Raw genomic sequence first — 26296 nt, forward strand, 5'->3', positions numbered from 1 at the left:
TTCAAGCCTTGCCTGATAGCTTCACCCCTCGATAGCGCCAGCCTTTGTCGATTCAAGCTTCTGATAGCCCAACCCTCATGAGGCGGCGGAGTCACCCGCATGCTGCTCGAGCGATGTCTCCACCTTGGAAAGCCACTTGCCGTAATCCTCTTCTGGCGCCATGGGCTCTCCGAAGGCGTATCCCTGCAACTGGTCAAAGCCCAGATCTATCATGGTCTGGCGCTGGCGTGAGTGTTCGATACCAACCGCCACGGCGGAGATCTCCAACACATGCAAGGCCGCCGTCCAGGCTTTCAACAGGCGCGCCTGACGCGGATCCGTCTGCAACAGACTGATCCAGCGCGGATGCAGTTTCACGCTGGTGATGGGCAGCATGCTCAACAAGCGCAGGCTGTCATGCTCAGGGCCGAAACGGTCGACACAGAAGCTGATGCCGTCATTGGCCAGCGATTTCATCGCCAGCACCAATGGCTCGGGCGTCGCGGAAAAACTCTCGACACCGCTGACATCAAGGCGCAGGCAATCTCCCTTGAGCCGGTAAAGGCGCAGGACACGGCGCAGGGCATCCATGTATTCGGTTTCGATCAGGCGCGACGCCGTGATGTTCAGCGATAGCGGCAACAGGCTGTCGTTGCCCTTCCTGGTCGCCAGCCAATGACTCAGCAAGGCGCAGCTTCTGCGCAGCACCCAGATGTCGAGTTCCTCATCCAGCCCCGCGTGTCTGGCGATGCGCAACATCTGATGGGGGGTGATCCAGCGGTTCTTGTCCTGCCAGCGCAGCAGCACTTCCTGGCCGCTGAGGCCTTGGCTGCCCGCAGTGACCATGGGCTGCAGGTGGATGCACAGCTCATTGTCGCGCAGCGCCTGGGCAAAGCGATTGTTCATCTCGAGGCGCAGATTGAGGTTGTCCGTGAGATCCGCGAACTGGACGCCCTTCTCTTTTGGCGCCCACTCACTGGCACAGGCAAGCTCCTCTTCCACCACCTCGACCAGTTCCGCTGCTGACATGCTGTCGCTAACAAAGGTGCCCGCCCCGATCAACAGATCAGGCCGGCTGTTGGCGGAGAGATGCAGCAACCAGGGTTGTTCCACGAAGCGATGCCAGCGCATGCCGTGCAATGCCTGGTCACGCGGCAACAGGATCATCAGGGTGTCGTGACTGACGCGCCCCTTGAGCAGGCCCTCGTCATCGAAGTTTTCATTGAGCTGGTGGGACAGGGATTGCAGCACGCCTTCGTAGAAGTCGACGCCCTGCTGCTTTCGCAGCCTTTCGGCGTTCTGCAGCTTGACCAGAATGACCTGCAGCTCCCCCTGGCTGGCGCGCTCCTGCAGCCAGGCCGTCATTCGCTGCAGGTAGCGACGACGCAGACTGTAGCCGGTGATCGGGTCGATATTGGCTTGCAGGGTGGCGCGTGCGCGCTCTGCCAGCAGCGCATCACGCTGGATGAGCTCGTTCTCGACCAGCAGTGCACAGCGCTCCAGCCGCTCCAGCTGGGCCGTATCCAGTTGACGGGGCTTGTGGTCGATCAGGCACAGAGTCCCCAGCGGCAGCCCGCTGCTGTCACGCAGCACGGCACCCGCGTAGAAGCAGACATGCGGTGGCCCCGTCACCAGGGCGTTATCAAAGAAGCGTTCATCCTGGCGCGCATCATTGATGACCAGAAAGCGCTCTTCATGCAGCGCGTGGGCGCAGAAGGCGAGATCCCTGCCCGTCTGCCGTGCATCCAGCCCGCAATGGGCCTTGAACCACTGGCGGTCTTCATCCACCAGCGACACGAGGCAGATAGGCACATCAAAGATATCGGCGACCAGGCGCGTCAGATCGTCATAACGCTTTTCATGATCACTATCCAATACATGCAGAGAATGCAGACTATTGAGACGCTCTTCTTCACGCGGATGAGGTGCCGCCGGCCTGAAGCCGGGCCGGCCACCCGGCGCGAGGGTCGTCTTTGGGGTGGAATCTGCCATGGCCTACTGCCTCGTTGGAATTTCCAGGAGATATAACCGCATGTTCGTACTTGAGCATACTCGTCTCGACTGTTGACAGGCAGAGCCGGCAAGCTGCGCACCACTAACGATAATTGAGCGTGGAAATCCCTGCACGCTCTGCTGTGCGGCAACCTCACGGAGTGGTTTCTCACCACCACGACGCAGAAAGCCCCGCAGCAAGGCTACGGGGCTTTCTGGATGACGCTTGTCCCTTTGAGGTCAGACGCTTCGCGCCTCACTCACGACGAGACAGGGCCTCAGGCTTCGGCAGGTGCATAGGAGCCATCTTCACGATGGACTTCCTTGCCGGTCAGGCCCGGGGTGAACACACAGGCCAGGTGCATGGTCTTGGTGGCACGCAGCAGGTGATCATCATGCTCGTTGAGGATATAGATGTCGCCCGGCTTGATCGGCCAGATCTTGCCATCAGCCAAGGTTTCGACTTCACCCTCACCTTCCATGCAATACACCACTTCATAGTGATGCTTGTAATGGATGTGGGTCTCGGTACCTTCAAAGATGCGGGTGATGTGGAACGAACACTTGCCACCATCTTCATCGAGCAGCAGGCGCGTGCTATCCCAGTTGCCATTCTCGGCCTTGACCAGACGATCGGTGCTGCGGGCTTCTTCGAGATTACGAACGATCATGTGTTTTCCTCACTAGGCTGCCTGACATCGACAGCTGACAGATGGCGATTACCGTAACGAAGGGATGACCTGGATGGGCAATCGGTGGGGATGGCAAGCCAAGAGCTCACCAATGACCCGCGGGGCGCCGATGACCGGGCGCCCCGCGGGAAGACAGTGTTACTTGGACAGCACTGCGGCAGCGTTTTCCTCGATGATATCGAGGGCTTCCAGCAGGTCTTCGTCGCGGATGGTCAGCGGGCACAGGCACTTGACGACCTGACCGGAGTGACCACTGGTCTCGATGATCAAGCCCTGCTCGAAGCAGCGTGAGGTGATGGCATCGGCCAGATCACCGTCACGGACATCGATACCGCGCATCAGGCCACGGCCCTTCTCGTGCGCTTCGAAGCCGTTCTCACGGGCCTTGGCGGCAATCTTCTGGAAGCGATCTTCGACGATACGGCCCTTGCGCTGGATATCGCGCTCGAACTTGTCATCACTCCAGAAGTGGCGCAGCGCGGCGGCGCCGGTCACGAAGGCCAGGGCGTGGCCACGGAAGGTGCCGTTGTACTGGCTCGGCTTCCACTGGTCCAGCTCGGGACGCATCATCACCATCGCGAACGGCACACCGGAGGCAGACAGCGACTTCGAGTTGCAGACGATATCCGGCACGATGTTGGCGTGCTCGAAGCTGAAGAACTTGCCGGTACGACCACAACCCGCCTGGATATCATCGACGATCAACAGGATTTTGTGCTCCTTGCACAAGGCATCCAGACGCTGGAGCCATTCGATGGAAGCCGGGTTGATCCCGCCCTCACCCTGCACGGTCTCGACCAGCACTGCTGCCGGGCGATCCAGGCCGCTGGAGGAATCCTTGAGCAGCTTGTCGAGGTAGGCAACGGTGTCGATGCCCTCACCCATGTAGCCATCGTAGGGCACGAATTGCGCACCCTGCGCCGGCAGACCCGCCGCATCACGGAACTTGGCGTTACCGGTGGTGGCCAAGGCACCCATGGTCACACCATGGAAGCCGTTGGTGAACGACACGATGTTGTGGCGGCCGGAAACCTTGCGCGCCAGACGAATGGCAGCTTCGACCGCGTTGGTGCCGGTCGGCCCCGGGAAGTGGACCTTGTAGTCCAGACCACGCGGCTTGAGGATCACTTCCTCCAGCGCTTCGAGGAAATCGCGCTTGGCGGAAGTCCACATATCGAGGCCGTGGATGATGCCATCATTGCTGATGTAATCGACCAGTGCCTTCTTGAGTACCGGATGGTTATGCCCGTAGTTGAGCACACCGGCACCGGCGAGGAAATCGATGTAGCGCTTGCCGTCCTCGGTGAACAGGTGGGCATTCTGCGCCTTGGTGAAAACGGTCGGGAAAGAACGCGAATAAGTGCGTACCTCGGATTCCATCTGTTCGAGAATCTGCGTATTCATGCTGTCACCTCCCTGGTGATGGATGGCCGACTACTGAAATGGCCATACCAGAATGTAAAGACGATCCAACGAATGACACTGACCCTACCCACCTCACTCACACATGGGGTCAGCAGGAGATGTCACAACCTTCCTGTCGTGAACATCTGCCGGACGAGACGTGATTCTTCTCGACGACCGACACAAGAATCATGACGGCGTCCCGTCCGGGACTTCTTGCGGCTTGCTATTCGCCCGTGCTGTACATGGGCTCTGGCGGCACAAGAGCCTTGAGCGCGTCGAGCACTCAGATATCGCTCGGCAGGAACGGGCCGATGCGCACCAGGTTTTCGGCAAGGTGCTCGCCACCCAGCTGGTCTGAAGAGAAGTACTCACGCGAGTGCAGCGGCACCTGCCAGCGCTCGGCGAGGCGAGTGAACAATGCCCAGGACGCCTCGTTGTCCGGCGTGATGGTGGTCTCGAGGTGACGCACGTGCGCCATTTCGGGACGCTTCATCACGGCTTCGATCAAGCGGCGTGCCAGGCCAGTACCACGCGCCTTCTCACCGACGGCGATCTGCCACAGGAAGAAGGTCTGCGGGGCATCGTTGCGGGTGTAACCGGAAACGAAGCCGACGACCTCACCTTCCTCATCTGTCGCGATGGCGCAGCTGTCACGGAACTGCGTGGCCAGCAAAACGTACGAATACCCTGAATTGAGGTCCAGCGGCGGGCAGGCCTTGACCAGCTCATAGACGCCCCAACCATCATCGGTAGTCGGCTGACGGATGAACAACGGCGCGCTGGTGCGGTTGATCACGGCATCATGGGTGTGGTGGGCCAGGCCCTGAATCGTGGAAGTCATTGTCATGGTTTTCATAAAATATTTCGCAGTTGGCGAATTCGCTATAAACCATAACAAACTGTTATGGATATCGCAAACCATAAATTATTCTCGCGAAGCGTATGGATAACGTAGAATTATCCCAAGCCCCGTATCGGTGAGCGTGCAGGCCGTGGCCAGTACCAATATCAGTACCGGGCAACTCTCGCCCTTGCCCACCGCCGCTGATGATTTGTCCCCACTAGACGCAAGACGGCGCCCCGAGGGGCGCCGTTTGATTGCATGCTCATGCGGCATCTGGCCTTGCTTGCGTTGCCGCTGCCTTTCCATTACCGCAAAGGCGGCTTCTGCTCCAGGGCTTGAACCCAGGGCTTCCGTCACTGCTGTTTCTGCCCCTCACGTTTCTTGCTGGCGGTCGCGACAATCTGGCCCAGCTCATCATGGCGGCTGAACTGCACCGCGCAATTGCGTCCCTCATGCTTGGCGGCGTAGAGCGCCATGTCCGCATTGTGTGATAGCTGTTCACGATCGCTGCCATGCTGAGGGGCGATGGCAATCCCGATGCTGCAGCCCACTTCCAGCTTGTGCTCTTCATACAGGAATGGCTTGCCCAGACTGTCGATGATGCGCTGGGCCAGCTGGGCGAGTTCCCCGTGGCGACCCAGATTCGCCTGAATGTCGGCATTGTGGACCAGCACCACGAACTCATCGCCTCCCAGACGTGCGACGAAATCGCCCTTGCGCACCACCTGGTTGAGTCGCTCCGCGATCACCTTGAGCGCCACATCCCCGGCGGCATGGCCATGGGTGTCATTGATGGGCTTGAACTTGTCGATGTCCAGCATCAGGCACGCCAGCTGCCCGCCTTCGTCATTGACGCTTTCGAGCCAATGCTCGACCCGCTCATAGAAATGCTGTCGATTGGGCAGTCCCGTCAGAGAGTCATGCATCGCCAGTTGCGTGATGCGCTTCTTGTAGTTGTTGCTCTCGATGATGTTGTACTTGAACTTCTGCAGCGCCCGCGCCATCTGACCCACTTCATTGGTGTGCTGGGTGCTGTCGATCACCACGCTGACATCGTCATTGGCCAGGGTATTCATGGTCTGGGTCAGACGACGGATCGGTACCAGCACATAACGCCCGAACAGCCACATCGAGATGCCGATCAGCACCACGATCATCGCCAGTGCCAGGCCATTGACCACCGGGGCCACCGTGGCCAGCAGCTTGAGCGTCTTGCCGACCGCGGCAGAGGTGGCCGCGATCCGCATGCGGCTTTCGTGATCCAGCACCGCCAGTGCGTCAAGCGCCGGCGCATCATTGACCTTGACCAGCTGATCGACCTCACGCGGAGAAAGGTCTGCCTGCTCGTCATGCAGCTGGTTGACCTTGTTCAAGCGGTCACTGTAGGACTGGATGACATCGGCGATATCGCGGATGGCACGTTGCTCGGCGGTGTTCATGCCCATCTCACGATAAGCCGCCAGGGTGGCGCGCAGAGACTCGATGTCCTGCGCCGCCTGCTGACCGTAGATGGCGTCGCTGCGCAGCACATAATTCTTGAAGTGGTGGATCATCTCGCCATAGCCGAGGTCACGGCGCAGGTTGGCCACCAGGCGAGCCTTGCCCAAGCCGTTCTCGAGCGGATTGTCATTGTCACGCAGCTCCGCGATGGAGATACGCCGCAGGGTATCCAGCCCCGAGACGGCCTGGAAATCATCGATCTGAACCAGCTTGTCGATATCGGCACTCGAGCGCCCCTGCTCGATCATCGTGCGTATTCTGGGCACCATCAGCTCATAACGGCTGATGGTGGCACGCAGGCCTGCCACCGCATTTTCCTCCCCCTGGGTCAGTCCAAGGTTCTGGTAACGGCTCAGAGCGCTGCGAGCGGCACCGATCTCGTTCTGCACCTCGCCGATCAGCTCGAGGTCCTGACGCAGCACGAGATTCTTGAAGTCATGCACCATGCCGCCATAGCCCAGGGCCTTGGTCAGCTGACCTTCCAGGCGCGGCTTGTCGGAGCGTGCCTGCTGATATTCCTGCCAGTCGCTCTGCAGGTCGGACACGTTGCGGGTAATGAATGCCAACACGACCAGCAACACCAGCCCCGCCAAGGCGGAAAGCACACAGATGATGATGTTGATGGTGCGAAAGCGCAGGTTGGCCAGACTCATGAAGGCTATCTCTTGACGATGGGAGGAAACGTTCGACGAAAACGCGTCATGCCGGCCAGCCGATGGGCGCTGCCAGCATGAAAAAGATACTGCCACGATACCAGATAAATCTAATACTTTACGCAGCAACTTCCCCGAACCTCCCTTCATACGCTGTATGCCCTGGCCTGGATGTCACAGGCTCGCGTCAGATTGCCTCAGCCCCTGACAGGCTGACGTCGCGCCCATAAAAAATCTCCCACCGAAAATCGATGGGAGATTGCGTTTCTGGCCTGTGCTTGGCTTCGACCCTGACATCGGGCCCGAAGCCAGACCCGACATCAGCTGTAGTAGGCGTTGGTCGTGTCGGTGTGATCGGTGACGTCACGCACACCGGTCAGCTCCGGGATACGCTCCATCAGCGTCTTCTCGACACCATCCTTCAGCGTAAGATCGACGGCGGAGCAGCCCTGGCAACCGCCACCGAACTGCAGCACGGCGACCTGCTCTTCGGTCAGCTGCACCAGCTTGATCTCGCCACCGTGAGCCGCCAGACCCGGGTTAATCTCGCTGTAGAGCAGGTAGTTGATGCGGTCTTCCAGCGGGCTGTCGGCGTTGACCTTGGGCATCTTGGCGTTCGGCGCCTTGATGGTCAGCTGACCACCCATGCGATCGGCATTGAAGTCGACGGTCGCTTCTTCCAGGAACGGCACGCTATGCGTGTCGAGATAGACCTTCAGCTTCGGTAGATCCAGGATCTCATCCGTCGGCTCTTCCTCGCCCGGGCGGCAGTAGGCGAGACAGGTCTCGGCATACGGCGTGCCCGGCTGGGTGATGAAGATGCGCACACCGATACCTTCGACGTTCTGCTTCTCGAGCAGCTCGGCAAGATACTCCTGGGCGCTATCGGTAATCTGGATGCTCTCACTCATGGCGCAGAGACTCTCTTGATGTCAGGTGACTAATGGCTCCATGTTAAGGAAAACCTGCTGCACTCGCAATCCTGAGCAAATCACTCGGGTTTGGTGTCCTGCGCGCGACCACTCCCTTGCCGGCACTCCTGACTGACTCATGTTGCGCATGAATCATGCTCATCGTGACGATTCTGCAGTCTGATACGATATCCCAAACTGGCCAGGCGGGGATTTGGTGAACGGATCCCGCGCCAGCGCCTCTCAATAGCAATGAGTTCGCGCCTGTGGCGTGTGACTTTCTCGGCAAGGTACTGGGCTCAGAAGGTACTGGCTTGGCAAAGTACTGGCTTGGCAAAGTATTGGCCTGGCAGAGAACGCTACACGCTCGGGAGACAACGCGACAGGTCACGCACGCTGGAGTCCGTCATGGCGCAAGCCCTATCCCCTGTACCCTATTCTCTGCCCCTGCCCGACGCGCTGAGCCAGGCGCTGCAGGAGCGTATCCTGATCCTCGATGGCGGCATGGGCACCATGTTGCAGAGCTACGGGCTGGAAGAGGAAGACTTCCGTGGCGAGCGCTTCGCCGACTGGCCAAGCGACATCAAGGGCAACAACGACCTGCTCGCGCTGACCCGGCCGGACATTGTCGAGGCGATCCACCGCGCCTACTTCGAGGCCGGCGCCGACATCGTCGAGACCAACACCTTCAATGCCACTCAGCTGTCGCAGTCCGATTACGGCATGCAGGCGCTGGTCCACGAGATCAATCTCGAATCGGCGCGCCTGGCGCGCAAGACGGCGGATGCCGTGACCGCCGAGACTGGCATCCCGCGCTTCGTCGCCGGGGTGCTCGGCCCGACCAGCCGCACCTGCTCCATCTCGCCGGATGTGAATGACCCCGCCAAGCGTAATGTCACCTTCGATATCCTGCGCGACAACTACCGCGAGGCCGCATTGGCGCTCTTCGAGGGCGGCGCGGACCTGATCCTGATCGAGACCATCTTCGACACCTTGAATGCCAAGGCGGCGATCTACGCCCTCGAGGAGCTGTTCGACGAAGGTCATCCGCGCCTGCCGGTGATGATTTCCGGCACCATCACCGATGCCTCGGGACGTACGCTGTCCGGCCAGACCACCGAAGCCTTCTGGAACTCGGTGCGTCACGCGCGCCCGCTGAGCATCGGCCTCAACTGCGCGCTGGGCGCCGAGGAGCTGCGCCCCTATCTGCGTGAGCTGTCCGAGAAGGCCGATACCTTCGTCTCCGCGCACCCCAACGCCGGCCTGCCCAACGAATTCGGCGAGTACGACCAGACCCCGGACGAGATGGCCGAGATCATCGGCTCCTTCGCCGCGGCGGGCCTGCTCAACATCATCGGTGGCTGCTGTGGCTCCACCCCAGAGCACATCCAGGCGGTCAAGCGTGTGGTCGCCCAGTACCCGCCGCGCAAGGTGCCAAAGATCGCGCCGGCCTGCCGCCTGTCGGGGCTTGAGCCCTTCAACATCCAGCCGGACTCGCTGTTCGTCAATGTCGGTGAGCGTACCAACGTCACCGGCTCCGCGCGCTTTCGTCGTCTGATCAAGGAAGAGGACTACACCACTGCGCTGGAAGTCGCCCTCGAACAGGTTGAGAACGGCGCCCAGGTCATCGACGTCAACATGGATGAGGGCATGCTGGAGTCACAGGAGGCCATGGTGCGCTTCCTGAACCTGATCGCCTCGGAACCGGACATCTCGCGCGTGCCGATCATGGTCGACTCCTCGAAGTGGGACATCATCGAGGCGGGCCTGAAATGCATCCAGGGCAAGGCGGTGGTCAATTCCATCTCGCTCAAGGAAGGCGAGGAAAGCTTCCGGCAGCAGGCGCAGATCTGTCGCCGTCACGGCGCCGCCGTGGTGGTCATGGCCTTCGATGATGTCGGCCAGGCCGATACCTATCAGCGCAAGATCGAGATCTGTGAGCGCGCCTACCGGATGCTGGTCGATGACATCGGCTTCCCGGCCGAGGACATCATCTTCGACCCCAACATCTTCGCCATCGCCACCGGCATCGAGGAGCACAACAACTACGGGGTCGATTTCATCGAGGCCACGCGCTGGATTCATGACAACCTGCCCCACGCGATGATTTCGGGTGGCGTCTCCAACGTGTCCTTCTCGTTCCGCGGCAACAATCCGGTCCGCGAAGCGATCCACTCGGTATTCCTCTATCACGCCATCCAGGCGGGCCTGAGCATGGGCATCGTCAACGCCGGCCAGCTGGCGCTCTACGATGACCTTCCCAATGAGCTGCGTGACGCCGTCGAGGACGTGGTACTCAACCGCCGCGATGACAGCACCGAGCGCCTGCTCGACATCGCCGACAAGTACAAGGGCGATGGCAGCAGCGGTGAGAAGAAGGAAGACCTCGAATGGCGCAGCTGGTCGGTCAACAAGCGCATCGAGCACGCGCTGGTCAAGGGCATCACCGTCCATATCGAGGAAGATACCGAAGAGGCGCGCCTGCAGGCAGCCCGACCCATCGAGGTCATCGAAGGGCCGCTGATGGACGGCATGAATGTGGTCGGCGACCTGTTCGGCGCGGGCAAGATGTTCCTGCCCCAGGTGGTGAAGTCGGCGCGCGTCATGAAGCAGGCGGTCGCCCACCTGATCCCCTTCATCGAGGCCGAGAAGAGCGGCGAGACCCAGGCCAAGGGCAAGATCGTCATGGCAACCGTCAAGGGCGATGTCCACGACATCGGCAAGAACATCGTCGGCGTGGTGCTTCAGTGCAACAACTATGAGGTGATCGACTTGGGCGTGATGGTGCCGGCGGAGAAGATCCTGCAGACCGCCATCGACGAGAAGGCCGACATCATCGGGCTTTCGGGGCTGATCACGCCGTCGCTGGACGAGATGGTCAATGTCGCCAGGGAGATGCAGCGCCGTGGCTTTGAATTGCCGCTGCTGATCGGTGGCGCGACCACATCCAAGGCTCACACCGCCGTCAAGATCGAACCGCAGTATGATCAGCCGGTCATCTATGTCACCGACGCCTCGCGCGCGGTGGGCGTGGCCTCGCGCCTGCTGTCGCCGGAACTCAAGGCAGCCTATGTCGATCAGATTCGCACCGAGTACGCCGTGGTGCGCGAGCGCAACGCCAAGCGCCGCCCCAAGGCCGCGGATCTCGACTACCGCGAGGCGCGCAAGCGCCGTTTCCAGCCGGACTGGGAGCATTACACCCCGCCGGCCCCCAGCTTCACCGGCCTCAAGGTCTTCGATGACTACGATCTGAATGAACTGGTCGAGCGCATCGACTGGACGCCCTTCTTCATGAGCTGGCAGCTGGCGGGCAAGTACCCGAAGATTCTGCAGGATGAGACGGTCGGGGAAGCGGCGCGTTCGCTGTTTGCCGATGCCAGGGTGATGCTGCGCAAGCTGATCGATGACAAGGTGCTGATGGCACGTGGCGTGATCGGTTTCTGGCCGGCCAACTGTGTCGACGACGACACCCTGGAAGTCTACGCCGATGAGTCACGCACCCAGGTGGTCGAGCGCCTGCATCATATCCGTCAGCAGATGACCAAGAACCGTGATGGCGTCTGTCACAGTCTTGCCGACTTCATCGCCCCGCGTGACAGTGGCAAGCCGGACTGGATCGGTGGCTTCGCCGTGACCACCGGACATGGCGCGGATGAACTGGCCAGGGAGTACGAGGCGGCGGGCGATGATTACAACGCCATCATGGTCAAGGCGCTGGCGGACCGTCTCGCCGAAGCCTTTGCCGAGCGCCTGCACGAACGCGTACGCAAGGAGTTCTGGGGCTACGATAGTCAGGAAGTGCTCGACAACGAGGCGTTGATCGCCGAGAAGTATCGCGGCATTCGTCCGGCGCCCGGCTACCCGGCCTGTCCGGATCACACCGAGAAGGCCACGCTGTTCCGCATGCTCGAACCGGAGACGCATGCCGGCATGGTGCTGACCGAGAGCTTCGCCATGTGGCCGGCGGCCGCCGTCTCTGGCTGGTACTTCGCGCACCCGGAGTCGAAATATTTCTCCACCGGCAAGATCACCCGCGATCAGGTGCAGTCTCTGGCGAGCCGCAAAGCAATGGAGCTTTCCGAGATGGAACGCTGGCTGTCGCCGGTGCTGAGCTACGATCCCGACGCCGAGTGATCCCCTCCATCAGCCGCCCCGCCGGTTGATGCAGCCAATGTCAGCTCCACGCGCCTCACCTCTCAGGAGATGGGGCGCGCTGTCGTCTGAGAGGCGATGTCTTCAGTTTGCCGAGCGCGCTATCATGGCGCTCTTCCTTGTCCGCTGTCGTGAGTCGCCCGTGCTACCGTTGTCACTGCTTTGTTTATCACTGCTTTGTTTGTCACTGTTCTGCCTATCACTGTCTTGTTTGTCTCTGCTCGGTTTGTCGCTGTTCTGTTCATCGCAGCCCCGTTCACTGGTTTCTCGCTTGTCAGCCGTCGTCGAGGCTTTTGACTCTTCCTGCTCTTCTCACCTTTCCGACTCCCCGCGTGGGAGCGTCTGATGCTGGGGGATCTTGCGCGCAACACACGAATTCTGAAGCTGGCGCTGCCGATCATCGGGGCGATGCTGTCGCAGAGTCTGCTCAACCTGATCGACGCGGCACTGGTCGGCAGTCTGGGCGAGACGGCGCTGGCGGGTGTGGGGATCGGTGGCTATGCCATGTTCATGGTCACGGCGCTGATCTTCGGGCTGTCCTCCGCCGTTCAGGCACAGACCTCGCGACGCCTGGGCGAGGAAGCGCCTGAGCGTTGTGGTGAAGGCCTGAATGCCGGTCTCGTGCTGGCGTTGTCGATCGGCATTCCCGTCACCCTCGCCTGCCATCACTGGGCTGAGCCACTGCTGTCGCTGATCAATGACCAGCCCGGCGTGCATGAAACGGCCTCCTCGTATTTCCAATGGCGCGTGCTGGGGCTGATACCGGTCGCCATGGCGTTCTGCTTCCGAGGCTTCTGGAATGGCCTGCAGCGCACCGGCATCTATCTGCGCATCATGTTGATCACCCAGGCGGTCAATGTCGTGCTCAGCATCATCCTGATCCACGGTCTGTTCGGCGCCCCGCAGATGGGCGCCGATGGCGCCGGGGCCGGTACGACGCTGTCCCTGCTGGTCGCATTGGCGCTGTGGATCAAGGCGACGCTGGGCGAGCGCAGTCTGCACGGTGTCCTGCACGCCTGGCCGCCGATGACGCATTACCTGACGCTGCTCAAGCTGGCGGTGCCCCACTCCTTTCAGCAGCTATGGTTCGCGGCGGGCTACGCGATGCTGTTCTGGATACTCGGTCAGATCGATGCAGCCAGTGTCGCGGTCGGCCATGTGCTGGTGAATCTCTCCCTGCTGCTGATATTGCCCGGGGTCGGGCTTGGGCTTGCTGCCATGAGTCTGGTGGGTCAGGCACTGGGCAGCGGTGAGCATGAAGAGGCCCATCGCTGGGGGTGGGACACCGTGCGCGTGGCACTGCCGTGTCTGTTGCTGCTGGGCTTGCCGCTGTGGGTCGCGCCCCAGAGCGTGCTCGGGCTGTTCCTGCATCGCCCGCCATTGATCGAGCTGGGCCTGCTGCCGCTGCAGATGACGGCCGCCATGATCGTGCTCGACTGCACCGCCATCGTGCTGGCCCAGGCACTGCTGGGCGCCGGCGCCCATCGCACCGTGATGCTTGCCACCTTGAGCCTGCAGTGGCTGATCTTTCTGCCCGCGGCCTGGTGGTGGGGCGTCCATCAGGAAGGTGGCCTCGTCGCCATCTGGGCAATCCAGCTCGCCTATCGCCTGCTCAACTCGCTCGTCTTCGGGCTTATCTGGCAACGCAGAGCGTGGCAAGCCTTGCGCCTTTAAGAGTGCTGTGGCCGCGCTAATCGCTTGCTGTATTACGGGGCATCTTGATTCTCCCTATTGTTCCTCGTTAGAGCTCTCTGCAGCCTCTTACTCCTGCCGCCCATGGTATATTTAGGAGTAGCGATATACGCCGCCCAATCGTTGAAGATTGGTGAATTGCAGCCTTGTTGAAGTCAATTCCCTGCTTACCCAGTCGCGTACCCTGATAGAAACAAAAGTAAATGCACTAGGGAGAACACCATGTCCGCTGCCACCATCAGGACAGGACGAGCACAACTTGGCTTGCCAAGGCTGATCGTCCTGTGTGGTTGCCTTGCCCTCAGCGGGCTGGTCGACGCCTCATCCTCTGGCTCTTCCTCCTCCGATCTCACGTCTCGAACCTCCGAAAACACTCAAGCCTCTGCCTACCCTACAGGCCAATCGAGGGCGCGTGGTGCACAGGAGGCGATGCCAGGACGCCCGCTGACCGCCACCTTCGTGAACCCCGGACTGCGTGGCGAACGCTTCTGGGACATGGTGACCGACACCATGCAAGCAGCCGCCCTGGACCTGAATATCTCACTGGAAGTCGTCTACGCCGAGCGCAATCCCTACCTGCTCAAGAAACTCGCGAATCAGGCTTTGGAAAGCCCTGCCGCTCCGGATTACCTCCTGCTGGTCAATGAAGAGCAGGCGGCCTCCGAGTTGTTGACGATTGCGGATGGCCACGACACTCATGTCGTGATGCTGTTGAACGGACTGAGCCGCGAAGAGGCGCTGACCCATGGCACCCCGGGGTCCCTCCACCCCTCCTGGATCGGCAGCATCATCCCGGACAACCACACTGCGGGCAAACGCATGGCGACCCAGCTGATCAAGGTGGCGCGAGAAGGCTCGCCCACCGGCCAATTGCATGGGCTTGCCTTGATCGGCGATACCCGAACCCCTGCCTCGATTGCCCGCAATACCGGCATGGTGGTCGGCTTTTCCCAGGACCAGGACGTCCAGATAGACCGCATACTCGAGGCGCGCTGGAATACTCAGGATGCCGAACATCTTACTGCGCAATATCTCAAGTGGGTCAGCCGCTCAAGCGGTCAGAATGATCTGATCTGGGCGGCGAATGATGCCATGGCCGAGGGGGCCATTCTTGCGCTCGAGTCAGCGGGCCTCACGCCCGGCGTGGATGTGCTGGTGGCAGGGCTCAACTGGTCACCGGAGGGGATCAGCATGGTGAAGGACCAGCGCATGCTGTTGACGGACGGCGGTCATTTCATGGCGGGAGCCTGGGCAATGGTGATGGCAAGAGACCATGCCGATATAGAGGAATGGACCCCCAGAACCGTCAACTTCCCGATGAGCGCCATCACGCATGACAATGTGGCGCGATATGGCCCGCTTCTGGAAAACCCTGACTGGGAAGCTGCAGATTTCGCCGCCTTCGGCTTGCAGGCATCGCGGGATGACTATGAGTTTGATCCGATGAGGGTATTGACGCAGATGCTTGGCCACCAGGCCACGGCATCCGGATTGCCCCGTCAGGCTCCTGCCACCCAGAGGAAGACTGCACGTTCCAGCGCGCTCATGGACGCCCCTCAATGAGGAGGCTCAAGGAGAGCTCGCAGGGCGACTTTCATCGCCGCTGGACCTCACCACGTTGCCTGAATCACGGAGTCAGCATGAAGCTGACACGTCTGCTTTCTTCACTTCGGTATCTCAATGTGGTCTGGGCAGGCATCGTGACGGCATTATTAAGCTCCCCCATGATGTTCCATGCTCAGGCTCAGGCAGAGCCAGGGGCCGAGACCGCCATATCGACCAAGCCCATCAAAGAGGTCGTATTCCTGAATCCTGCTCATGCTACAGAAAACTTCTGGGAACAGATGATCAAGGCGGCCTCCACTACCGCAGCCTCGCTGGGAATGACATTGGAAGTCATCAGTGCCAAGCGCAATACCGATGAATTCATTCGTCTGGGTACGGAGGTGATGACGCGCCCGGATCCACCCGATCTACTGATCACCACCAACAATCATGGCCTGGCTATTCCGCTACTGGCCACCAGTGACACCACTGGTGTTCCAGTGATGATAGTGCTGAACAGCCTATCCCCTGAGCAACACCAGGTCGAGGGCAAACCCCTCGGCGGTCATGCCCATTGGCTGGGCAGTGTAGCGCCTGATCATCAACAAGGTGGCCATGACACCATGCAGGCTCTCATCGAACGCCATCGCCAAGTGCATGGCGAAACCGAGGGCACGGGCATCGCCCTTGTGGGCGGACAACACGACGAAGCGACTCACCTGAGGCTGCGTGGGATGCAGGATGCTCTGCGTAAAGCCCCTTACCTGTCCGTGGATAGAACATTTCAAGCCAATTGGAACTATGAGGATGCATTCAAGGCAGTAGACCGCTATGTGAAGCGCCAGGACGGCAGCTTGCCGCTGCGGGTCATCTGGGCTGCCAGTGACCTGATGGCGATCGCCGCGATCGACGCGCTGAAGCTCAATGGCTTGCGTCCGGGCGAGGATGTAGTTGTCGCTGGCATGGGCTGGACACGCGAAGGGATAGACCATCTACGTTCCGGTGAAATGGAGGCCAGCGCGGGGGGTGGCGCCCTAGCGACTGCCTGGGCACTGGTGTTGCTGGCCGCTGTGCAGCAAGAGGTGATCACGCCTGAAGCGCTCGGCACCCGCTACTACAGCATGGGCCTCGCCACGAGTGCTGACCCCGACTCTTATCTCGACGAGATCCCACTGGAAGTGCTGGCGCTCAAGCCGATGAGTCATCTGGTAGAGGTGGTGGCGATATTGTCCGACAACGCCGCGCCTTTCCTGCCGCCATCGCCACGTCAGGCCTCCACTGCCGGTGCATTGAAACCTGAACCTCCGGCTTCCGCCACTGAGGGGGAACAGCGTCATGATTGATGACCAGAGACTCACAAAGACTCCCGATGCGGTGCCCAATAGTGATGGCGAGAATGCGTCACCGCTCAGATGGCGCATACTGCGGATACTTGCACCGCTGGTGTTTGCCATCTGTGCCATCAGTGGAATCGTGAGTTATTACCTGTATACCAGCGAGGCCGTCGAGCACATGCATGATGACCATCAGGAAATGATGGATATCGTGGCGCTGTCGATGCCGGACGCGATATGGAACTTTGACGATGAGAAAGTTCATGTCTACCTCGAGGCACTCAGTCACCACGCCAGCGTTCACGCCGTGCGCTACTTCAATCATGAGGGTGAACTTGTCGAGGAGATTGCCAAGAGCGGCACAGCGTTGGACCCCATCACGCATTCGAAGAATCTTGTCTACCAGAATTCACTGGTCACGCAGGCTGTTGGCAGGCTTGAGCTGGAGAGCACCAACGCCCCGTTGCTTGCCGCCCGTTATCAGGGTGGAGCTGTGCTGTTCGGGATCGCCCTGACCATCATTCTGTCGATCCTGCTGATGCTTTCCTGGCAGTTGAAGCGCTATGTGATGGACCCCTTGAGCAATGCCGTGAGGCGCATGCGGCAGCTGGAGGGCCAGCATGCCACCTTCCAACGCATCCCCCCCGTTCACTCGCGCGAGATCAACAAGGTCATCGTGGAGCTGAACAAGCTGGGGGAGCGAATCTTCAACATGATGGAAGCGCTGCGCGATAACGAAGAGCGCTATCAACACTTCTATCGTGATACCCCCGCGTTGCTGCTGGTGATCGACGACAAGGGCACGGTACAGGATGCCAGCGAGCAAATGCTGGAGGTGACCGGTTGGGCTCGTGAACATCTTGTCGGCATGCCCTTCCATGCTCTCATCAGCAGTCAGAATGGCAAGCACATCCATCGCATCAGCACAGCCTTGCGACTGGGCAATGCCTGCAACGACCTGGTGATGACATTGAACTGCCAACACCAGGAAGACCGTCAGGTTCAGGTGGTCATTCCGGCCGCCAATGGCAGCCAGGCCCGGGGCACGATGATGCTGCTGACGGACATCACCGAACTGACCAGGACCCAGCAACGGCTGTTGGAGCATGAGCTGATTGACCCCTTGACGCAGTTACCCAACCGGCTGTCGCTCAATCAGCATGTCCAGCAGTTGATCGCACGTGACGCTGTCTTTGGTTTGCTGCTGGTCAATATCGATCGATTCCACAGCATCAATCACCACCTGGGGCCGATGGACGGCGATCTGCTGTTGAAAGAGGTTGGCGCACGACTCAAGGAGTGTGACCCCGACTGGATCGGACGTACTGGTGGTGATGAATTCGTCATGACCTGTGTTATCAATGACTTGCGCCCACTTGTCCACCGGATTCAAATCGCTTTCTCCCATCCGCTGCTCAAGGCTGGCGAACCCATCCATCTCAGCCTGAGCATGGCGGGCCTGCAGGCGCAGGCAGATGACGAGAGCCCCAGCCGCCTGATGCGTCTGCTGGAACTTACCGTGGTGGACATCAAGCACGAGGGGGGCAATCAATACCGCACCTGCGTCCGTGATAGCGCGCTGGAAGACGGTGAGCCGTTGTTCCTGAAGGAGCGCATGATTCGCGAAGCCTTGACCATGGGCTGGTTCCGCCTTTATCTACAGCCCATCTTCCGGGCGGCCAGCGCGGACCTGGAGGCTCCGGAACTGCTCGGCGCGGAGGCACTGATCCGCCTTGAGCACCCTGAGCTCGGCCTGGTGCCCCCCGATGAGTTCATTGCGGCGGCAGAAAAGACCGGACAGATCGTCGAGATCGGCAACTGGGTATTGGAAGAGGCTGCCATCATTCTGTGCGAATGGCGACGACTCGGGATCGAGGAGCGCTATCTGTCCGTCAATGCCTCCGTCATCCAGTTCAGGGATCAAGGTATTCTGCACCAGCTCGAGTCACTGCTCGAGCGCTACCCGATTCGTCCCTCGCAGCTGGTGGTCGAGGTCACCGAGAACTTGATGCTCGACAGCAAAGACAGCCTGCGTTATCAACTGCAGGCCATACGTAGGCTGGGCGTCAACCTTTCGCTGGATGATTTCGGAACAGGCTTCTCATGCCTCTCTTATCTGCACGAACTGCCTTTCGGCATCCTGAAGGTCGATCGCTCCTTCGTCATGAATGTCGAGACCAGTCGCCGGGACAGGGAGCTGGCACGGGTCATCGTCGCGATGGGCCAATCACTCGGTATGCAAATCGTTGTCGAGGGGGTCGAGGAACGGGGGCAAGCCGAATTCTTCAGGGATATGGGCGTCTACGCCTTCCAGGGCTATCTCTTCGGTCGCCCGATGCCGCAGCAGGCCTTCGAGACGCGCTTTCCCGCCAACGCGGATGCGCGTGTCAGTCTGCTGAAACCTGTCAGGAGGGCACCAGGCACAGGCAATGATCCGGGCTGATGGCGTCTGACTGAGGCCCTCCGTTCTGCGCAAGCCCGGCATGCGGCAGGCCCGTGCCTTTCGTGAGGCCCCGGGCAACATGACCAGACGCCTCCCCTCCGGCGTCTGGTCTTTTCTTTTTCACTGCTGGTAGGCAAACTCAACGCGCCTTCTTAATAACGTCATCATCGAAAACTATGAGGATTTATTCTTTTAAAGAATAAAGAATAGAGGGTATGGTGGCTTCAGCATCAACAAGATTCGCATCAGTGGACGATCATCTGATGCCCGACCGCAGGACACCCCTGACATGTATCGCTATGACACCTACGACCAGACACTGGTCGACGAGCGGGTAGCTCAGTTCAAGGACCAGATGGATCGCTATCTGGCGGGCCGTCTGGGAGATGAAGAATTCCGTCCTCTGCGCCTGCAGAACGGCCTCTACATCCAGCGTCATGCCCCGATGCTGCGTATCGCCATTCCCTACGGCATGTTGAGCGCTGTTCAACTGCGCGCCATGGCGGCCATCAGCCGTCGTTATGACCGTTCCTATGGACACTTCACCACCCGTCAGAATCTGCAGCTGAACTGGCCGAAGCTGGAAGATGTCCCGGCGATTCTCGCCGAACTGGCTCAGGTCGAGATGCATGCGATCCAGACCAGCGGCAACTGCATCCGCAATACCACGACTGACCAGTTCGCCGGTATCGCGGAAGACGAGACCGTCGATCCGCGTCCCTGGTGTGAGCTGATCCGTCAGTGGTCCACGCTTCACCCGGAATTTGCCTATCTGCCGCGCAAGTTCAAGATTGCCGTCACCGGTGCCAGCGCCGACCGTGCTGCCATCCAGGTCCACGATATCGGCATTCGTCTCAACCGCGCCGACGATGGCAGCGTCAAGGCCACCATCCTGGCGGGTGGCGGTCTCGGCCGTACGCCGATGGTCGGCGACATCGTGCGCGAAGACCTCGACTGGCAGCACCTGCTGACCTATCTGGACGCCATCGTGCGTGTCTACAACCAGTGGGGCCGTCGCGACAACAAGTACAAGGCGCGCATCAAGATCCTGGTCAAGGCACTGGGAATCGAGGAATTCCGTCGTCGCGTCGAGGAAGAATGGGCCCACCTCAAGGATGGCCCGGAAACCCTCACCGACTCCGCCGTCACCAAGGCGACCAGCTACTTCCCCGAGCCTGAGCGCCGTGAAGTCAGCTCCGAGGCCATCGAGGCCTACGAGACCCTGCGCCGCGAGAACCGTGCCTTCGCGCGTTTCGTGACCAACAACGTCGTCGGCCACAAGGTGCCGGGCTACAAGGCCGTCACCCTGTCGCTCAAGCGTCGTGAACTGGCCCCGGGTGACGTCACTGCCGACCAGATGGACGCCGTGGCTGACCTCGCGGAGCAATATGGCTTCGGTGAACTGCGCGTGACACACGAGCAGAACCTGGTGCTGTCTGACGTGCCGGTCGATGAACTCGAGACACTCTGGAAGGCGCTGGAAGAACTCGGCATGGCCAACCCGACCGTGGGCACGCTGGCGGACATGATCTGCTGCCCGGGTGGCGATTTCTGCTCGCTGGCCAATGCCAAGTCGATTCCCATCGCTCAGGCACTGCAGGACCGCTTCGAAGACCTCGACTTCCTGTACGACCTCGGCCCGCTGGACCTGAACATCTCGGGCTGCATGAACGCCTGTGGCCATCACCACGTCGGCAACATCGGTATCCTCGGTGTCGACAAGAAAGGCCAGGAGTTCTACCAGGTCTCGCTGGGCGGGCGCAGCGACGACAACGCCACGCTCGGCAAGATCCTCGGCCCGTCCTTCAATGCCGAAGACATGCCGAACGTCATCGACAAGGTGCTGCAGGTGTATGTAGAGCAGCGTCTGGAAGATGAAGTCTTCGTCGATACCTACCACCGCATCGGCATGAAGCCGTTCAAGGAGCGGGTCTATGCCTGAGGTGACTGCAGAAATGACATCAGCACGTGAATTGACCGATCAGCGCCAGGGTGGCGTCATCCGTCAGAATCAGCTGGTGAGCGAAGATGCCTGGCAGGTCGTGCGTCTGGATGAAGACGGCAATCTGCCGAGCTATCAGCAACCCGCCCTGCTGCCGCTGGCAGAATGGCAGGCGCTGGTCGCCGCCGGCGAAGGCTCTGATCATCTGGCGCCTTGGCTTGCCAGTGACACCGAGCTCACGCCGGAGCTGGGTAAGGCACTGGCGGACGCACCGCTGCTGGCGGTCGACTTCCCGAATTTCAATGATGGCCGCGGTTACACCATCGCCCGTCTGATGCGAGAGCGCTTCGGATACCAGGGTGAGATTCGCGCCATCGGTGACGTTCTGGTGGATCAACTCCACTACATGAGCCGTTGCGGCATCAGTGCCTTTGCCCTGCGTGATGATCAGTATGTGGAAGATGCCTTGCATGCCCTGAGCTCGTTCAGCGTCAGCTACCAGACCGGCGTCGACCAGAAGACGCCGCTGTTCGCGCGTCGCTGATCGCCCGCTCTTGATCACTCACTGCTTCTGCCTTCGGATAGACACTGGATAGAAGGCAATCGCAGTCGAGTGAGCCAAGCAAAAGCCCCCGTCCAGGATGGCCTCCTGGGCGGGGGCTTTTTCCATGTCTGATGTTTCGTATCTGAAGAATCTTGTCTGACATTTCGTCTCTGTCGCCTGAGCGGCTCATCAGCCGGCGACGACCGTGGACAGCAGCGCCATCCCTCCCACCAGCAGTGCGGCCATCACCAGTCCCACCACCAGAAAGTCCAGCGCATGGCCGTGCTCGAAATCACGCTTGCGATTGGCCTCCTTCTGGACACCAAAAAATGCTGCCAGTACGGATTTGACTTCATTGATCATGATCGCCTCCTAGTCGGTGACCTCACGCAATTCATCATCTGGGCACAGGGTTGTTGAAGCCTGAGTTGACTGGGGACAAGCACAGGATGCTCGCGCGCATTCCAGCAGAGGGAGCTATGCTCAAATCAGCTCAGGTTGCGAAGCCTGTGCCACTAGACACCAGCAACTATCACTATTGGTCACAATAACGCCAAACACCAGCCGCCCCGCAGGTATTGCCCCCAAGGTTTGCACTCATCAGCTATCAGATACCATGAGACAGGAGTCCAGAATGCCAGTCGCCAATCAACCGATGCAGCCTTTCGCTGCCATGTTCAGCACCCCACTGCCCTGGATGAATCGACCCGACGACCTCGTGCATCCCCTCGCCCCCTTGATGCGTTGTCAGCAGGTATGGTGGACCCTGAGCCTCAAGGCATATGAGCAGGAAATCGAGTTTATTCGCATGTGGCAGACCAAGAGCATGGAAATGGGCCAGTGCCTGCTATCAACCGGGTTCGTTGACCCTCTCGAGTCGAAGGAGTGCCTGACGGACATTGTCAGTGATGTGCAGGAACATACCGTCAAGCGCCTGCAACGCCTGCAAGGCCTGACGGATGAGTTGAAGGAAGCCATCTGGGAGGAGATCTAGGCCCAAGGGCGAGGGCTGGTGGGAGCGTTGTCGAATGGAGATTGTCGCCAAACAGGCAAGCGGTTTCGTCAGTAGGCCGGCAAGCCGATAATTCGCTAGCCGGTGAGCCAATAAACAGACGTCAGAAACTCTATCGGGCTAGATAATTCACTGGATCCAGATGAGCCAAGCGAGAAACGCACAACGCCCAGCCTTCAGGAAGAAGTGCTGGGCGTTGTGCTTACAAGCTTGCAGGCCTGATCAGACCATCGCGACGCACGGAGCCATATCTGCATGGCTCAGGACGAAGTGCAAAGAGACGTCAGTCAAGACGAGGGCTTAAGCTGAATTCTCTGACTCCGCGCCTCCCTTGAAGGCCTCGAGTTCACGCAGCCATGTCTGGGCGGCCTCGCGATCAAGATCGAATTCCGCGATCAGGCTCTCGAGCCGCGCTACGAACTCCGCTTCACGCTGCTGGGCACGCGCGTCGTCGACGTCGTGGTTAGACTCAGCGGCAGGCGTAGGCTGAGAAGAGCGATCCAGCGCATTCAGCTCTTCCGCCAATGCCTTTTCGAGCTCATCAAAGAGAGCGCGCTGCTTGCGAGCACTGGCAATGATCTTTTCATCATGTCGGTTCATGCACGATTTTCCACTTTTGATCTTGTCGACAACAAGAAGACAACGCTATGAGTTCACTGCAGGACGATGAGCGACAATTTGACTTGCAGCATATGCACGACACCTTCAACACTCGACCGGCGCGCCTCAAATCAAGATGTTAGCGAGCCTCTTCTGGACAGCCATAGACAAATGACAGATATCTTCTTGAAAGCCATACAGAAAACTAGCTTCATCATGCCCCTTTCAACGCCTGCTCGCAAGACATCGCGCGATACGCAAAGCGCGCAAGTGCCATGAACTGGGGCTTCGCGGAGTGTTGAGCGCCCTGACTTGGCATCTGGACGGCAACCCCGTAGCGTTGGCTAGATGACGTCGATGCCTGAAACGACATCTCCTGTGTCTAGCGCTAGCCGCTATGCTCGAAACAGTGCCATCATCGCCCTTCCCAGCGCCACCGCATCACTCATGGATGACGTGACTCGATGATCAAGGATAGTGATCTCTCTCGACATGGGCCAGATACCGGCCCGTCCGATCTTCGCTCCCCGGACAGACAGCGTCCGTTCGGCAAACCCTTGAGGCTGTGGCTGGGGTTGACCGCACTCTCATGCCTTTCTCTGGGCGGCTTGCTGGTATTTCAGGAATCGCAGAGTCGCAAGCAAGACATTCTGCAGGCCCAGGCGACACAAATGCTGGTCGCCAAGGAGCGCCGACATCAGGCCAGTCTGATGGTAGAGCAGACACTGGGCATGATCGCCTCGCGACATCGCGATTATGAGCATCGCCTGCAACGACTTCTCATCACCACCATGAGATCCCCGTCGCTGGGCATAAGTCACCTTAGTGGCCGCGATCGCTCTTATGTCAGCACCGAACTGTTGCGCCAGTTCCCGGACCTACGCATCGACCCGGACTGGATCGGTATCACGCAGCTCCCCACCACGCTTTACCCTGACTGGTGGAGTCGGGAGCTGAATCAGCGCCTCAACGCGGATATGCGCAAGGCACAATTCCTGCGCGGCACGGATGCCGGACTGGTGTTTGCCGTGCCTCTGGGGCAAGAGGAAGACAGCCCCGGCGCCGTGCGCCTTGATCGTCGACAGCAGCCTGCCCCCTGGGCGCTAGTGCATATCGACCCGAAGATGGTGGCCTTTCTGGTCGCCAATGAGCTGAGACAGTCACTGCACGCGAGTATCGAGCGCGAGGAAAGCCGCTATGTCTGGATCAACGAGATCCTGGACCCGGCCGGCGGTGAGGGCTATGCACGCCGCTTGATCCATCCTCTGCTGCCGGCCACCGAAGGCAAGTTGCTGTCGACCGAGTACCAGGACAGCAGTGGCCGCTTCCCGTATCGCACCGAGCTCGAAGGTGTCTTGAACGGCAGTGGCATCTACTTCGATTACCGCTTCCCCAAGCGCCCGGGCGCCGAGCAGGTCGACAAGACCGCCTACGCCGCCCTGTATCCCCCCTTCCAGTGGATCATCGCCAGCGGCGTCTATCTCGATGACATCAGTGAAGCCGCCTTCCAGGCGCACGAAGACTTGATGAAGAAGAAGCACGCGCTGGAGCGTTGGCACTTCCTGATCACCCTGCTGGTGACCTTGATGCTCTGCCTGGCCTTTGGCTACGCCTTCCTGCGCCAGTATCGCGAGCGACAGCTGCAGATGCGCCAGCGCATGAATCAGCTAGAGCATGAGCTTGAGCAGCGCGGCGAAGACAGGCTCGGGTCGGTGATGCGCATGATCCGCGAGGAACGCTGCCCCGAGCGCTCGGGAGAAGACTGGCTGGCCGCCAACCTTGTCAGCGCCATCGCGACACGACTCGGGATGGACCGCCAGGAAATCGCCACGCTGGAACGCGTGGCCATGCTGCATGATATCGGCAAGCTGGCGCTGCCTGACTCACTGCTGCGACCACGCGATGAACTACATTTCGATCAGTATCACTTGCTGCGTCGCCATGTCGAGATCGGGGCTCGCATGATGGAAGACGCCCTGATGGCGCCCGCCGAAGCTGACCTGTTGCGTGCCAGCCAACAATTCATGCTGGGGGCCTGCAGCAGGTTGGCGCCGCATGCAAACGGCAACGCTGACGCGCCCTCCCAGCTCTCGCAAACCTCTTCAACACCTCCTGCTGCGCCTCAGTCTGGGTCTCCTTCTGCTCCTCCTAATGCAGACATCCCACAGGCGGAGCAGGCCTCTACCGATATTGCTGCAACGTCGCTTGGCGAGACGTCGCTCGCTGCCAGCACTCTGGCGCTGGTCGTGCAGGTCATCGAGCTGGTGCGACACACCGGGGTCCGTGAGGCCCAGGCGCTGTGCGATATCGAACACCGTCATGGCCATCTACCGCCAGAGTTGCTGCAGGCGGCGCGTGAAGTACTGACGGAGCAACCGATACCGCCGGCGCCCACCCTGCATCGACTCTGCCCGCAGCAGGTAGAACGTGACCCGAACCGGTGGCGCGACAGCCACAGTGGCTGCTTCACCCGCGCACTGATGGATGCCGCTCTCGAAGCACTGGCCCGTGAGTGTCAGGACGCCATGGGGCAGCACATCACGCTGTGCCATCTTCGTCTGAGCCGGAAGGGAGGCGCCCGACGCGACGCTGGCGACAGACAACTGGCGCCACTCGATGCCCAGCTTGGCCCGCACCTGAATGCCTGCTTCTATCCGTTGCGTGTCTTCCGCGTCAGTGAGGGCAACTTCATCGTGATGGGCCATCAATGTCGGGATATCTCGCCTGCGCAGAAAGTGACTCGCCACCCTGAAGGCAATGAACCACTGTTCGAGGCGCCAGCCAATGGCACTGCCTCGCCGCCCACCGCCGACTCCCTGACATCGCTGCTGTCATCGCTGGAGGACACCGCGACGCTGGAGGTCACGCTGCTCGATCTCTCCTGTGCCCAGACACTCAAGGAATGGCAACTGACCCTCAATGGCCACCTGGCTCGCTACCCGCCATCGGCTTGACCCGGTCATGGCGTTTTGCATGTGACCCACCTCCCCAAGGCCACATGGCGTGACAGGGGCCAGACATCGCGTCTGGCCCCTGTCGTTCTGGCCGCACTCC

At 60.2% G+C, this 26296-nt stretch carries 17 protein-coding genes; 9 read left to right on the forward strand and 8 right to left on the reverse strand.

Features of this window, described 5'->3' with window-relative positions; all coding sequences use genetic code 11:
- Positions 1–75 precede the first annotated feature (75 nt).
- The 6 genes from QD356_RS05380 to nfuA all read right to left on the reverse strand — a co-directional run bounded on the left by QD356_RS05380 (position 76) and on the right by nfuA (position 7978).
- A complete protein-coding gene (locus QD356_RS05380) occupies positions 76–1971 on the reverse strand; it encodes a sensor domain-containing phosphodiesterase (RefSeq protein ID WP_192838800.1) in 1896 nt (631 codons plus the stop codon).
- 278 nt (positions 1972–2249) lie between these two features.
- Positions 2250–2642, reverse strand: a complete 393-nt coding sequence (locus QD356_RS05385; protein WP_043334232.1) for an ectoine synthase — start codon at positions 2640–2642, stop codon at positions 2250–2252.
- A 159-nt stretch (positions 2643–2801) separates the two neighbouring features.
- Positions 2802–4067, reverse strand: coding sequence for a diaminobutyrate--2-oxoglutarate transaminase (gene ectB / locus QD356_RS05390; RefSeq protein ID WP_192838801.1), 1266 nt, complete (start codon positions 4065–4067; stop codon positions 2802–2804).
- Between the two features lie 286 nt (positions 4068–4353).
- Positions 4354–4917, reverse strand: coding sequence for a diaminobutyrate acetyltransferase (ectA, locus tag QD356_RS05395; RefSeq protein ID WP_225996561.1), 564 nt, complete (start codon positions 4915–4917; stop codon positions 4354–4356).
- Between the two features lie 350 nt (positions 4918–5267).
- Complete coding sequence (locus QD356_RS05400) at positions 5268–7067, reverse strand: sensor domain-containing diguanylate cyclase (protein WP_192838803.1); 1800 nt, start codon at positions 7065–7067, stop codon at positions 5268–5270.
- A gap of 320 nt (positions 7068–7387) precedes the next feature.
- On the reverse strand, positions 7388–7978 hold the full coding sequence (gene nfuA, locus QD356_RS05405) for a Fe-S biogenesis protein NfuA (protein ID WP_054556652.1): 591 nt from the start codon (positions 7976–7978) through the stop codon (positions 7388–7390).
- Positions 7979–8386: 408 nt separating this feature from the next.
- Between nfuA and metH the strand changes: the two genes are divergently transcribed.
- The 7 genes from metH (at position 8387) to QD356_RS05440 (ending at position 21630) form a co-directional block, all read left to right on the forward strand.
- Positions 8387–12112: a methionine synthase gene (gene metH / locus QD356_RS05410; RefSeq protein ID WP_192838804.1), complete on the forward strand. Its 3726-nt coding sequence runs from the start codon at positions 8387–8389 to the stop codon at positions 12110–12112.
- 363 nt (positions 12113–12475) lie between these two features.
- The gene (locus tag QD356_RS05415; protein WP_192838805.1) at positions 12476–13804 is read left to right on the forward strand and encodes an MATE family efflux transporter; all 1329 of its coding nucleotides are present in this window, start codon (positions 12476–12478) and stop codon (positions 13802–13804) included.
- 240 nt (positions 13805–14044) lie between these two features.
- Entirely contained in the window at positions 14045–15385 is a 1341-nt protein-coding gene (locus tag QD356_RS05420; RefSeq protein ID WP_192838806.1) for an ABC transporter substrate-binding protein, read from the forward strand.
- Positions 15386–15462: 77 nt separating this feature from the next.
- Positions 15463–16710, forward strand: a complete 1248-nt coding sequence (locus QD356_RS05425) for an ABC transporter substrate-binding protein (protein WP_192838807.1) — start codon at positions 15463–15465, stop codon at positions 16708–16710.
- A gap of 193 nt (positions 16711–16903) precedes the next feature.
- A complete protein-coding gene (locus QD356_RS05430) occupies positions 16904–19144 on the forward strand; it encodes a bifunctional diguanylate cyclase/phosphodiesterase (RefSeq protein ID WP_192838808.1) in 2241 nt (746 codons plus the stop codon).
- A gap of 289 nt (positions 19145–19433) precedes the next feature.
- Positions 19434–21086 (forward strand): nitrite/sulfite reductase, encoded by a 1653-nt coding sequence (locus tag QD356_RS05435; protein WP_192838809.1) that lies wholly within the window; start codon positions 19434–19436, stop codon positions 21084–21086.
- Entirely contained in the window at positions 21079–21630 is a 552-nt protein-coding gene (locus QD356_RS05440; protein ID WP_082388755.1) for a DUF934 domain-containing protein, read from the forward strand. The genes QD356_RS05435 and QD356_RS05440 overlap by 8 nt, the downstream gene beginning before the upstream one ends.
- A 189-nt stretch (positions 21631–21819) precedes the next feature.
- On the opposite strand, the gene QD356_RS05445 is transcribed toward QD356_RS05440, so the two are convergent.
- Positions 21820–21993, reverse strand: a complete 174-nt coding sequence (locus QD356_RS05445) for a DUF2970 domain-containing protein (protein WP_082388754.1) — start codon at positions 21991–21993, stop codon at positions 21820–21822.
- A 271-nt stretch (positions 21994–22264) separates the two neighbouring features.
- On the opposite strand from QD356_RS05445, the gene QD356_RS05450 reads away from it, so the two are divergent.
- Positions 22265–22624: a hypothetical protein gene (locus tag QD356_RS05450; RefSeq protein WP_054556646.1), complete on the forward strand. Its 360-nt coding sequence runs from the start codon at positions 22265–22267 to the stop codon at positions 22622–22624.
- Between the two features lie 318 nt (positions 22625–22942).
- Here the strand turns inward: QD356_RS05450 and QD356_RS05455 are convergent, their stop codons facing one another.
- On the reverse strand, positions 22943–23242 hold the full coding sequence (locus tag QD356_RS05455) for a hypothetical protein (protein WP_192838810.1): 300 nt from the start codon (positions 23240–23242) through the stop codon (positions 22943–22945).
- 671 nt (positions 23243–23913) lie between these two features.
- Here QD356_RS05455 and QD356_RS05460 point away from each other — a divergent pair.
- Complete coding sequence (locus QD356_RS05460; protein WP_192838811.1) at positions 23914–26196, forward strand: cache domain-containing protein; 2283 nt, start codon at positions 23914–23916, stop codon at positions 26194–26196.
- The last annotated feature ends 100 nt before the right edge of the window (positions 26197–26296 follow it).

The sequence above is a fragment of the Cobetia sp. 2AS genome (assembly GCF_029846355.1).
GTDB classification, from domain to species: domain Bacteria; phylum Pseudomonadota; class Gammaproteobacteria; order Pseudomonadales; family Halomonadaceae; genus Cobetia; species Cobetia amphilecti.